11 protein-coding genes are annotated in these 11206 nt (G+C 75.0%); 5 read left to right on the top strand and 6 right to left on the bottom strand.

Annotated features, from left to right (window positions below; all coding sequences use genetic code 11):
- Positions 1 to 307 precede the first annotated feature (307 nt).
- On the bottom strand, positions 308 to 1921 hold the full coding sequence (locus ABZT47_RS37110) for an FAD-dependent monooxygenase (RefSeq protein ID WP_354852712.1): 1614 nt from the start codon (positions 1919 to 1921) through the stop codon (positions 308 to 310).
- 402 nt (positions 1922 to 2323) lie between these two features.
- Here ABZT47_RS37110 and ABZT47_RS37105 point away from each other — a divergent pair, with 402 nt between their 5' ends.
- Entirely contained in the window at positions 2324 to 2692 is a 369-nt protein-coding gene (locus ABZT47_RS37105) for a nuclear transport factor 2 family protein (protein ID WP_354852710.1), read from the top strand.
- Between the two features lie 65 nt (positions 2693 to 2757).
- Here ABZT47_RS37105 and ABZT47_RS37100 read toward each other — a convergent pair whose 3' ends face one another.
- The 3 genes from ABZT47_RS37100 to ABZT47_RS37090 form a co-directional block, all read right to left on the bottom strand.
- Positions 2758 to 3552 carry a TetR/AcrR family transcriptional regulator gene (locus ABZT47_RS37100; RefSeq protein ID WP_354852708.1) on the bottom strand — a complete coding sequence of 265 codons (795 nt, stop codon included), beginning with the start codon at positions 3550 to 3552 and terminating at the stop codon, positions 2758 to 2760.
- Between the two features lie 112 nt (positions 3553 to 3664).
- The gene (locus tag ABZT47_RS37095; RefSeq protein WP_354852717.1) at positions 3665 to 4369 is read right to left on the bottom strand and encodes a response regulator transcription factor; all 705 of its coding nucleotides are present in this window, start codon (positions 4367 to 4369) and stop codon (positions 3665 to 3667) included.
- A gap of 41 nt (positions 4370 to 4410) precedes the next feature.
- Positions 4411 to 5703 carry a sensor histidine kinase gene (locus ABZT47_RS37090; protein WP_354852706.1) on the bottom strand — a complete coding sequence of 431 codons (1293 nt, stop codon included), beginning with the start codon at positions 5701 to 5703 and terminating at the stop codon, positions 4411 to 4413.
- Between the two features lie 167 nt (positions 5704 to 5870).
- Here ABZT47_RS37090 and ABZT47_RS37085 point away from each other — a divergent pair, with 167 nt between their 5' ends.
- From ABZT47_RS37085 to ABZT47_RS37070, 4 genes are all read left to right on the top strand, one after another.
- On the top strand, positions 5871 to 6788 hold the full coding sequence (locus ABZT47_RS37085; RefSeq protein WP_354852704.1) for an ATP-binding cassette domain-containing protein: 918 nt from the start codon (positions 5871 to 5873) through the stop codon (positions 6786 to 6788).
- A gap of 209 nt (positions 6789 to 6997) precedes the next feature.
- The gene (locus tag ABZT47_RS37080; protein WP_354852703.1) at positions 6998 to 7984 is read left to right on the top strand and encodes a GNAT family N-acetyltransferase; all 987 of its coding nucleotides are present in this window, start codon (positions 6998 to 7000) and stop codon (positions 7982 to 7984) included.
- Between the two features lie 147 nt (positions 7985 to 8131).
- Complete coding sequence (locus ABZT47_RS37075) at positions 8132 to 9451, top strand: cytochrome P450 (RefSeq protein WP_354852701.1); 1320 nt, start codon at positions 8132 to 8134, stop codon at positions 9449 to 9451.
- 112 nt (positions 9452 to 9563) lie between these two features.
- Positions 9564 to 10403 (top strand): isocitrate lyase/phosphoenolpyruvate mutase family protein, encoded by an 840-nt coding sequence (locus ABZT47_RS37070; RefSeq protein ID WP_354852699.1) that lies wholly within the window; start codon positions 9564 to 9566, stop codon positions 10401 to 10403.
- 145 nt (positions 10404 to 10548) lie between these two features.
- Here the strand turns inward: ABZT47_RS37070 and ABZT47_RS37065 are convergent, their stop codons facing one another.
- Together ABZT47_RS37065 and ABZT47_RS37060 are read right to left on the bottom strand one after the other, a co-directional pair.
- The gene (locus ABZT47_RS37065; RefSeq protein ID WP_354852697.1) at positions 10549 to 10872 is read right to left on the bottom strand and encodes a metalloregulator ArsR/SmtB family transcription factor; all 324 of its coding nucleotides are present in this window, start codon (positions 10870 to 10872) and stop codon (positions 10549 to 10551) included.
- 108 nt (positions 10873 to 10980) lie between these two features.
- Positions 10981 to 11206: hypothetical protein (locus tag ABZT47_RS37060; protein ID WP_354852695.1), on the bottom strand; the 226-nt coding region annotated here is incomplete at its 5' end.

Below are 11206 nucleotides of genomic sequence, written 5' to 3'. Positions count from 1 at the left end.
ACGGCGCCTCCCCGGTGAGCAGAGACTCCATCTTCCGAAACGCCTCGATCGGCATGCCGATCGTCGCGGCGGCGGTCATGGCCGGCCCGGCGGTGGGGCCGGCCCCATTGCCGGCCGGTCCCCGATGCGGGGCCGTCCTCCTTGCCGACCCGCACCCACCGCCTGTCCGTCCCTACCACCGGCCTGTCCCCACTGCCGGCCTCCTCCGCTGGCCCGCACCCACTGCTGTTCCGCCCCCAGTGCCGGACCGCACTCACGGCTGACCCGCCCTCGGGAGCGCCGACCGCGGTGAGGCGGGGGCGCATGATCAGCCAGTGGCGGCCGGGGCGGTGGGGCGGTGGCCGAGCAGGGCCAGGTAGTCCTCCACCTGGGCGGGGTCCTCGGTCACCGCGCCGATGTACCCGTCCGGACGTATCACCACGTATCCCCGGTCGCCGTACGCGGCGCGGATGTGCCCGCCGGAGTCGGAGAGGTCCGTGCCGACTCGGCACACGCGCACCCCCGCATCCGCGCCGAACCCGAGGCCGCCGAACCCGAGGCCGGCGGGCCCGAGGCCGCCGAACCCGAGGCCGGCCGACCCGAGGCCGGCGGACCCCGTTCCGCTGCCGTATCGGGCCGCGTCCTCGCCGGTCGGAGCGGCGCCGGCGGTGGAACCGAGGACGAGCAGCGTGGTGTGCGGGCCGCGCAGGACGTCGAACAGGCGGGTCGCCTCCCCGGCGGCGGTGTGGCACGGCGCGTCGGGCGCCCGGTCGCCGGCGCGGGCACCCACGGCGGCGAGCGAGCCGCCGTGGTAGGACAGCAGCAACTGCTGGGTGTCCTCGCCCCGGTGCGCCGCGTCGGCGTCACCCCGCCTGGCCTTCTCGTGCAGGGCGGTGCTGATGCCGAGCACGTCCGCCGCGACGGGCAACCGCTCCTCCTCGTAGGTGTCCAGCAGGGCGGCGGGAGCGCCGCCGATCACCTGGGCCAGTTTCCACCCGAGGTTGTAGGCGTCCTGGACGCCGGTGTTGAGCCCCTGGCCGCCCGCGGGGGAGTGCACGTGGGCGGCGTCTCCGGCCAGGAACACCCGCCCGACGCGGAACCGGTCGGCCATCCGGATGTTGACCCGGTAGACCGAGGTCCAGCTCAAATCGGTCAGGCGGACGCGCGCGTCTCCGCGGGCGGCGTCCAGCCGCTCCTGGTACCCGGCCGGCGTGCGATCGGGGGTCTCGTCCTGGCCGAGTGCGGCGGTGAACTGGAAGACGTCGGTGCCCGGCAGCGGGCACAGCCCGACGGCGAGCTTCTGCGCGGCGAGGTCGCCCCACACGTGCCAGTGGTCGCGGTCCAGGTCGGCGGTGGTGACGTCCCCGATCAGCATCCGCTCGCTCTCGTGGGTGGTGCCGGCGAACCCCACGCCCAGCAGTTTGCGCACCGTGCTCCCGCCGCCGTCGGCTCCCACCACGTAGTCGGCCGTGAGGCGTTCGCGGGCGCCCGCGGGACCCTCGAGGGTGACGGTCACCCCGCCGGCGTCCTGTTCCAGGCCGGCGAGCGCGACGCCCTGCTCCACCCGCCCGCCGAGCCCGGCGAGCCGCTCGCGCAGAATCGCCTCGGTGCGCCACTGGGGTTGCATGAGGACCATCGGGTACGGCACGGCCGGAGTGGGTTCGGCCGGCTCGTGCAGGCGCCCCTGCCACACGACCGTGTCGCCGGCGTAGGCCTGCATCGGCGGGTAGGGCGCGGCGGTGGTCAGGGTCGGCTCGATCACGCCGAGGTCGTCGAAGACCTCCAGCGTGCGAGGTTGCAGGCCCTTGCCGCGCGAGCCGTTGGGACGCGCCTCGGGGGAGGCGTCGACCAGGCGGAAGGCGACGCCGCGGCGGGCGAGGTCGACGGCGAGGGTGAGCCCGGTGGGCCCGGCTCCGGCGATCAGCACGGGGGTGTGGTTCATGGTTGTCCATCCCAGGTGGTGGAGGTGGTCTCCGCCGGATGTGGCGGTGACGGGACCACCGTGCACGGCGCCGCTGCCACGCCGCTGCCATAACGCTGCCACCGCAATGCCACCCGCCGCCGCCCGCACGCACCCGGGCGCGCCGCCCGTCGTCTGGACGCTGCCGGACGCGCCGTCCGTCGTCCGGACTCGCGCACCCACCATCGACGCGCCTGCCCCGTCGCCCGGGTGGAAGGACCGGTCCTGCGGCCGGGTGCGGGGACGACGACGCTGGTGAGGGCGGTGCGCGGTTACCCGTGACGTAATCGATTTCCCGGCGCCCGCCCGCCATTGTTGGGGACATCGGATGTCGCCGACATCCACCGAAATAGCAGCCCATAGACAGATATAAGGAGTCCAGCGATGAGCGACGCGCACGAACTGATCAGCCGGTACATCGCGGCGTGGAACCAGACCGACCCCGCCGCCCGCCGTGCGGCCGTCGACGGGCTGTGGGTCGAGGACGGCACCTACGTGGACCCGCTGGCGTCCGTCGAGGGGCGCGAGGCGATCGACGCGACCATCGCCGCGGTGCAGCGGCAGTTCCCGGGATTCGAGTTCCGCCTGTCGGGGCCGGTGGACGCCCACCACAACCTGGTCCGGTTCGGCTGGCACCTGGGCCCGGCCGGCGAAGCCGAGTCGGTGGTGGACGGCTTCGACGTGGCGGTGCTGACCGAGGACGGCCGGCTGCGCGACGTGCACGGCTTCCTCGACAAGGTGCCCGCCGCCTGACACCCCCGCCCCGGTGCGGCGTCCTCGGCGAACGACGCGGCGACGCGGCGCGGGGTATGCCTAGGTCAGGAGTCGGCCGGTCCGGCGCCCTGTCGCTGGTCGATCAGGACGCCGAGGCCGTCCAGGACGCGGCGCAGGCCGAACTCGTAGGCGTGGCCGGGGTCGTAGGCGGCGTTGTGCGCCTCGCCCGCGGCGGCGCCCACCCGGGAGGCCGTCGGATAGCGCTCGGCGTCGAACACCCGGGCGAGCACGGGGGCGCTCGCCGCCCACCACTGCTGGTCGGTCAGCGCCCCCTCGTGCTCGAAGGCGCGCGCGTCGGCCGCCGACCGGGCGGAGGAGTGCACGAACCCCAGCAGATAGGACAGGGCGTCGTCCATCTCCACATCGTCCAGGCCGAGGCCCTCGAAGGCGCGCAGCTCGTGCTCGTACTTGGCGAGCAGGCCGGGGCCGAGCGGCGGACGGCTGGTGGACACGGCGGTCACCCAGGGGTGGCGCTCGTAGAGGTCGCGGTTGTCGCGCGCCACGGCCTCCAGCCGTTCGCGCCAGGCCAGGCCGGACAGGTCGGGCCGGGGCATCTCGCCGAACACCATGTCGAGCATGAGGTCGAGCAGTTCCGCCTTGCCGGGGACGTAGGTGTAGAGCGACATGGCGCCCACGCCCAGCTCCTGGGCGACGCGGCGCATGGTGAGGGCGGTGAGGCCCTCGGCGTCGGCCAGCCGCACTGCCGCCCGCACCACCTCGTCGACGGTGAGGCCCTGGCGGGGCCCGCGCTGCGACGGACGGGCACCCGGCCGCCTCCAGAGCAGCTCGAGGGTGCGCACCGGATCTCCGGCGCCGCTGCGGTCGATCGTGGGCGGCACACGGCCATCCTCCCACCAACTCCGCTCCGTACAGAGTACGGCGTACCGTGTACGGAGATCATCTGCCCGTACCCCGCCACTGTGCGCGGCCGGGCGAAGTTGCCCGGGGTCGCTAACCGGCGGGCGGGGCGGTGACCAGGCCGCTGTCGTAGGCGACCACGACGAGCTGGGCGCGGTCACGGGCGTGGAGCTTGGCCAGCAGGCGCCCAACGTGGCTCTTCACCGTCGCCTGACTGAGGTGCAGGTGCTCGGCGATCTCGCCGTTGGACAGCCCACGGGCGATGTGGGTGAGCACCTCGCGCTCTCGCTCGGTGACGCCGTCGAGCCGGCGCGGCAGCGTACGGGCCGGCTCGGGCCTGCGGGTGAACTCGGCGATCAGCCGCCGCGTCACGGTGGGCGCGAGCAGCGCCTCCCCCGAGGCGATCACGTGCACGGCGGCCAGCAGGTCGGCCGGCCGGGTGTCCTTCAGCAGGAAGCCGCTGGCCCCCGCCCGCAGCGCCGCGTAGATGTAGGCGTCCAGGTCGAACGTGGTCAGGATGAGCACCCGCACCCCGGAGATCCGCGGGTCCGAGCAGATGCGGCGGGTCGCCTCGATGCCGTCCATCTCGGGCATCCGCACGTCCATCAGCACGACGTCGGGACGCTCCGACCGGGCCAGCTCGACCGCCTCGGCGCCGGTGCCGGCCTCGCCGACGACCGTGAGGCCCGGCGCGGTCTCGATCAGGAGCCGGAAGCCGCCGCGCAGCAGCGCCTGGTCATCGGCGACCAGGACGCGGATGTCCCCGCCGCCGGCCGCGCCCGGACCGCCCCGCGCCATCTCCGCCGCGCTCTCGCCCACCCGCTCGTCCACCTTTCCGCTCACCACGCCACTCCGTCCGCCGGCTCCGGAGCCGGCCCCTCCGCCGCGCCGCCCGCTCCCGCCGGCGGCGGTCCGTAGGGGAGGGTGGCGGTGACCGCGAAGCCCCCCGCGGGCCGCGGGCCGGCGTCGAAGGACCCTCCGTACATCACGACCCGCTCGCGCATGCCCACCAGGCCGTGGCCGCCGCCGGCCCCGCCCGTGCCGGGCAGCACCCGGGCTCCAGGCCCGTCGTCGACGACCTCCACCCGCACCTCACCCCGGCCGCCGCGTACCCGCACCCGGCAGTGCGCGGGCGCGGCGTGCCGCACGACGTTGGTCAGCGCCTCCTGGACGATGCGGTAGACCGACAGCTCCACCCCCTCGGGCAGGCCGTCGGCCCCCGCCACGTCCAGCTCGACCCGCACGCCGGCCTGCGCCGCCCGCTCGGCCAGCTCGGGCAGCCCGGAAAGGCCCGGCGCCGGGAGCAGGTCGGCCGGCTCCCCGTCACCCTCCGAGCGCAGCACGCCCAGCATGTGCCGCATCTCGACGAGCGCGCCCCGGCTCACCGACTCGATCTCGCGCAGCGCCTTACGGGCCTCCTCCGGCCGCACCTCGGCGACGTGGTCGGCCACGCCGGCCTTCACGGTGATCAGCGTCATGCTGTGCGCCACGACGTCGTGCAGTTCGCGGGCGATGCGCAGCCGCTCCTCGGCGACCGCCCGGCGCGCGAGCTCGTTCGCCGAGCGCCGCACGTACAGCCGGCGCTCCCGCACCGCGCGACCGACGGTCCAGGCCCCGCCCATGATGGGCAGGCCCACCAGTACGGAGGTGAACGGAAAGCCGTCGGTCCCCCAGTCGACCGGACCGGCCATCGTGGAGCCTGCGATCACGACGGCGCTCACCGCGCCGATCGTCCGCGTGGGCACCCAGCGCAGCCCCGGACGGGTGAGCGCGACCATGTAGAGCGCGAAGGCGGCCGCGGCGAAGGCATCGTTGACCATCCCGGCGAACAGCGACGACACGGTCGCGGTCAGCACCACCCAGAAGACCGGCACCGGCCACAGCCGCCGCACCGCCAGGGGAATTCCCATGCCGGCGACGATCAGGCACTGCACCACCGGCACAGCGGCGCCGGGCGCCGAGTGCCGCGCCAGGACGATGCCCAGCAGGAGCAAGGTGTATCCGGCCGCCGCGAACGCGTCCAGCCTGACCAGCCGGCCCCGCGCGGGCGGCGACCAGGCCGCGCCGGAGCCTCCCGGGCCGGGAGACGGCCACAGGTCCGCCTTCTCGGCCTGGGTCTCCGCGTCGTCCACCTCCGCAGGCTACCGGTGCCGGCCGGCCCGGCACCTCCTGCCGGGGGATGTCATCCCCCGGGCGGACGCCGGCCGCCCGCGGGCCCCGCGCTACGCCTGCGGCGGGGCCGCCGGATCGCGGCCCAGGGACGATGCGCCGCCCGGTGTCCTCGCGGCAGCCTGGCACGGTGATCGAAGTGAGAGAACTGACCAAGCGGTACGGCCGCGCCCTCGCCGTCGACCGGCTGTCCTTCGAGGTGCGGCCCGGGCAGGTGACCGGTTTCCTCGGGCCGAACGGCGCCGGCAAGTCCACCACCATGCGCCTGGTCCTCGGCCTGGCCGCCCCCACCTCCGGCGCGGCGCTCGTCGGTGGCCGCCCGTACGCCTCCCTGCGGCGCCCGATGAGCACGGTCGGCGCGCTGCTCGACGCGGCGGCACTGCACCCCGGGCGCAGCGCCCTGGACCACCTCAGATGGCTCGCCCGGGGGAACGGCATCGGCCAGGCCCGCGTAGCGCAGGTGCTCGAACAGGTAGGGCTGGCCGGTGTCGCCCGGCGGCGGGCCGGCGGTTTCTCCCTCGGGATGAAGCAGCGGCTGGGCATCGCCGCGGCGCTGCTCGGCGACCCGGAGGTCCTGCTGTTCGACGAGCCGGTCAACGGCCTGGACCCCGACGGGGTGCGCTGGATCCGGGAGCTGATGCGCGGTCTGGCGGCCGAGGGGCGCACCATCCTGCTGTCCAGTCACCTGATGAGCGAGATGGAGCTGACCGCCGACCGGCTGATCATCGTCGGGCGCGGCCGGCTGATCGCCGACACCTCCGTGCCCGAGCTCGCCGGCCGCTACGGGCAGGGGGTGCTGGTGCGCTCGCCCCGCGCGGCGGAGCTGGCCGCGGTGCTCACCGAGGCGGGCGGCGTCGTCGCGGACGACCCGGGCGGCGGCCTGTCGGTGACCGGGATGGAGGTGGCCGCCATCGGCGACCTGGCCGCGCGCCACGGCATCGCCGTCCACGAGATGTCCCCCCGCGGCGCCTCCCTGGAGGAGGCCTACCTGCGGCTCACCGCGGGAACCGGCGACCACGCCACCCCGCGCACCCTCACCGGGCACTGACCCGCCCGGCACGGGAAAAGCCGTTGCGCGGCGGGCGCGCGTACCGATAGGAATTGCGGCCGGGGCCGGGCCGGACGTCGGCGGGCCCGTTGAGACGAGAGGAGGGAAGAGGCGATGACCACCAATATCACCGCGCTCGTGTCCTCCGAGGTCGCGCACCGGCGCTGACCATCGGAAACCGTGCGGGCGCGCCTCCACAGGAGAGTGTTGTGACCGCTGTACCGCAAGACCTGACCATGCGCCCGATCACCGGGCCGGAAGAACTCGACCTGTTCACCCGCCTGCCCTACATGCTCGACCGCGAGCTGGCCGACGACCTGCGGACCGGCAGGCGTCGGCCCGACTGGATGTGGGTCGCTCTGCGGGGCGACCGGCCGACCGCCCGGCTCGCCTGGTGGAGCCGTCCCGGCGACCCCGCTCCCTTCCTGCTCGACATTTTCGACGTGGCCGCGGACACCGCCGCCCCGGAGGCGACCGCGCATCCGGTCGGCTCCGTCGTCGCGCCGAGCGGTGAGGACGGCGTGCGGCTGCTGCGCACCGCCATGGAGCACGTGCTCCCCGAGGGCGCCCGCCCGCCGGAGTACATCCGGTACGTCCCGCCGGGCTGGCGTGACGATCCGGTGGCGAGCCGGGTTGTCGAGACCAGGGTCGCCGCGCTGGAGCTAACCGGCGCCCGGCTGTTCGTGGAGCGGCTGCGGCTGAACTGGCAACCGGGAACCCCCATCGCCGAGCCCGGCGGGCGCCTGGCGTTCCGGCCGGTGGCGGGCCGCGAGGAGCTCGTGGAGCTGATGACCGAGGTGCTCGAGGGCACACTGGACGCCCACAGCCGGGACGAGCTGACCCGGATGACCCCCCGGGAGGCGGCCGTCCAGCAGTACGAGGAGGAGCTGGAGCGCTACCAGAGCCCGCGCGAGTGGTGGCGCGTCGCCACGACGCCCGGCGGTGAGCCGGTGGGCTTCGTCATCCCGGCGCACAACTCCTACAACCCGATCATCGCCTACATCGGGGTGCTTCCGGCGCACCGGGGGAAGGGCCACATCGACGACCTGCTCGCCGAGGGCACCCGTATCCTGGCCGCCGAGGGCGTGCCGCGCGTCCGCGCCTCCACCGACCTCGGCAACGTGCCCATGGCCAGGGCCTTCCGCCGCGCCGGCTACGTCGAGTTCGAGCGCGAGCTCAACTACACCTGGCCCTAGAGGCCCCGGGCCCCGCCGTCCGATTCGTCCGGGTCCCCTGATGGGGCGGCGGGATACGCCGGTGCCCGGTGCCCGGTCCCCTATGTCCTCCGGCCCCGGCGGGACGTTTCGACGCCGGGTGAAACGACGCGGCCCTAGCGTCGGGGCATGGAGTTCTCGCAGGTGGACGGCTCGCCCAGGCGGGCCGTCGCCACAGGTGGAAAGCCCGCGCCCCCGGCGCCCGGCCATGAGCCCGGCCGGCCGCCGGACGGTTCGGCCGTCACGGCCACCGGCCATGCCGAGGTGACGGTCAGTGGTCATGCCGAGGTGTGCGCCGTGCTGGCCGACCCACGCTTCGTCGTCCCGACCGTCCCGGTGGACGACGCTGCCCCCGGGACGGTCGCCTGGCTGCGGGCCGGCGTGGCACGGTTCAGCAACGGACCCCGGCACCGGCGCCGGCGGGCCATGGTCGCCGCCGACCTGCGCCGCATGGAACCTCCGGTCCTGCGCGCGGCGGCCCGGGAGTGGACGGCCGCCGTGGTCGAGGGCGCCGGGGATGAGCCGTTCGACGTCATGGCGTCGATCGCGCGCACGGTCCCGATCGGCGTGCTCGGCGGTGCGCTCGGCGTGGCCGGGCTCGATCCGGCGCGTCCGGACGGCGTAGGGGACTTCGTCAGCGCCGTCTCGACGGTCGCGGCGGCCTACCACCCAGGTACGGGGGGCGGCGCCGCGGACAACGGCGAAGCCGACGCGGCGGTGTCCGCTCTGGTCGCCCTGCTCGGCCCCGGCAGCCCCGAGGCGGTCGCCGCGCGCATAGGTCTGCTGGTCCAGGCGTGCGACGCGACCGCCGGCCTGATCGGCAACACCCTCGACGCGGCCCTGCCTCCACCGCCCGCGCCCAAGCGGCCGCCAGGGGAGCCGGGAGCCGGTGACAGGTCCGCTGACCGGCCGGTCGGGACGGAGGGCGACGGAGGACGGGGAGAGGGGCCGGTAGCGGCGGAGGGCGACGGAGGACGGGGAGAGGGGCCGGTAGCGGCGGAGGCCGGTAGCCGGATGGGGGAGCGGTCGGTGGAGTCCGGGGGCGGTGGGGGCGGCCGGGGCGGGTGGCCGGTCGAATGGCTCGTCGCCGAGACGGCGCGCCGTGACCCGCCGGTGCGGTCCACCCGGCGCGTGGCCACCGCCGGAGCCGAGATCGCGGGACGCGGTGTCCCGCCGGGCACGGTGGTGCTTCTGGACCTCGCCGCCGCCGAGCGCGACCCGCGGGTGTTCCCCGATCCCGGCCGTTTCGACCCCGCGCGGCGGACGACCGCACACCTCGCCTTCGGCCACGGTCCGCGGTCGTGCCCGGGATCCGACCACGGCCTCGCGCTGGCGTGCGGCGTGCTGGAGGTGCTGCTGCCCCGCTGCGAGCGGGCCGGAGGCGGCACGGTCCACGGGCCCTCCGCGAATCTGCGCGTCCCGCTGCGACTGGAGGTGCGGGCCCGGTGAGGGCTGATCGTCTCCGCCGCGGAGGCGGCTCCCGCCCGTGCGCGATCGCCCGTGCGGGATCGGGATCTTTTCCGGCGCGTTGTGTTCCTGCTGTGATCGGAGGTCACGTCCGTTGAACGCGAAGATCGACCGTTTCGAGGAGTTCCGCGCCCTGCACCACGGGGAGCGACCCCTGTTCCTGCCCAACGCCTGGGACCACGCCTCGGCGGCGGCGCTGGTGGCCCGCGGATTCACCGCCCTCGGCACCACCAGCCTGGGCGTGGCCGCCGCCGCGGGCAAGCCCGATGCCGCCGGCGCCACCCGCGAGGACACCATGCGCCTGGCGGCGGGCCTTGCCCGGCTGCCGGCGCTGATCAGCGTGGACGTGGAAGGGGGGTTCAGTGAGGACCCGGGCGAGGTCGCCGCGCTGGCCGCCGAACTGGCCGAGGCGGGCGTGGCCGGGCTGAACATCGAGGACGGCCGCCCAGGCGGCACCCTGGCCGGGCGGGACCGCCAGTGCGCCCTCATCGCGGCGATCAAGGACGCCGTCCCCGGGCTGTTCGTCAACGCGCGGACCGACGTCTTCTGGTTCGCGGCGACCGAGCCCGGCTGGTCCGGTGACCCGGAGGGTGCGCGGCGGGGACCTCTGGCGGTGGCCCTGGAGCGGGTGCGGGCGTACCGCGACGCCGGGGCCGACGGCGTCTTCGTCCCGGGTGCGGGTGACGAGCCCGCCATCGCCGCGCTCGCGGCGGGGGTGGACGCTCCGCTCAACATCCTGTTCACGCCGGGCGGTCCGTCCGTGGCGCGCCTGGGCGAGCTCGGGGTCCGCCGGGTGAGCTGCGGTTCCCTGCTGTTCCGGGCGGCGCTGCACAACGCGGTGGAGCTGGCGTGGGCGGCCGCGCACGAGGAGGTGGTGGCGGCCGGGCTGCCGTCCTACGCCCAGGCCCAGGCGCTCGCCGGCGCCTTCGGCTGAGCGTGGCGGCTGCTGCGCCGACGACCAGGGCGCCGTCAGGTCCCGGGATGGACGCCGCCTGTTCGTGGATGCGGCCGGGCGGGCGCCGTCCGGTCCGGAGACGGACGCCGCCTGTTCGCGGGTGCCGCGGGCCGGGCGGGCGTCGTCAGGTCTCGTGGCGGGGGATGCCCGAGACCTCGTGGTCGGCGTGGAACAGGGCCTCGGAGATCAGCCGGCGGACGTGCGCGTCGCGGGCGCGGTACAGGACGCGACGCCCGTGCCGCCGCGTGTCGACCAGCCCGGCCAGACGCAGCTTGGCCAGGTGCTGGGAGACCGAGGGACGCGCGACGCCGATGAGTTCGGCCAGCGAGGAGACGTCGTACTCACCGGAGACCAGAATCCACATCAGCCGAAGGCGTGTGCCGTCACTGAGCATGCGAAACGCCTCGACGGCCGTGTCGACCTGAGAGGAAGTCGGTTGCTGGTGCAACGGATGTGCACCTGATTCGTTGTCGCGTGCGTACATGACTACATATACTCCACGCAAGAATCCCCGTCCGCAAGCGAGGCAGCCATGTCTGACCAGCAGTCCGGCCCTTCATCCCCCGGCGGGCTCGACCGGCATGACCCCGAACACCAGCATGGACACCGGCACCGGCCCGCGGACGGACGCGAACGCGGGCAGGGCCATGGCGATGGAGACCAGCACGGCCTTGCGGGGTCCGGGGAGCCGGCACCCGTCCCCGTGACCGATCAGGAGCACGGTCACGGGGACGGCCACGGTCACGGGCACGGCCATGAGCACGCCCGCCGGCACGGCACTG

This window comes from Sphaerisporangium sp. NPDC005289 (genome assembly GCF_040607455.1).
GTDB classification, from domain to species: domain Bacteria; phylum Actinomycetota; class Actinomycetes; order Streptosporangiales; family Streptosporangiaceae; genus Sphaerisporangium; species Sphaerisporangium rhizosphaerae.
This window is presented reverse-complemented; position numbering and strand designations above follow the sequence as displayed.

Bases quoted from the DNA above. Each gene is read 5' to 3' on its own strand.
- ABZT47_RS37075 (WP_354852701.1), top strand. From the start codon at position 8,132: ATGGAGTTCTCGCAGGTGGACGGCTCGCCCAGGCGGGCCGTCGCCACA.
- ABZT47_RS37110 (WP_354852712.1), bottom strand. From the start codon at position 1,921: ATGAACCACACCCCCGTGCTGATCGCCGGAGCCGGGCCCACCGGGCTC.
- ABZT47_RS37095 (WP_354852717.1), bottom strand. From the start codon at position 4,369: ATGGCGCGGGGCGGTCCGGGCGCGGCCGGCGGCGGGGACATCCGCGTC.
- ABZT47_RS37105 (WP_354852710.1), top strand. From the start codon at position 2,324: ATGAGCGACGCGCACGAACTGATCAGCCGGTACATCGCGGCGTGGAAC.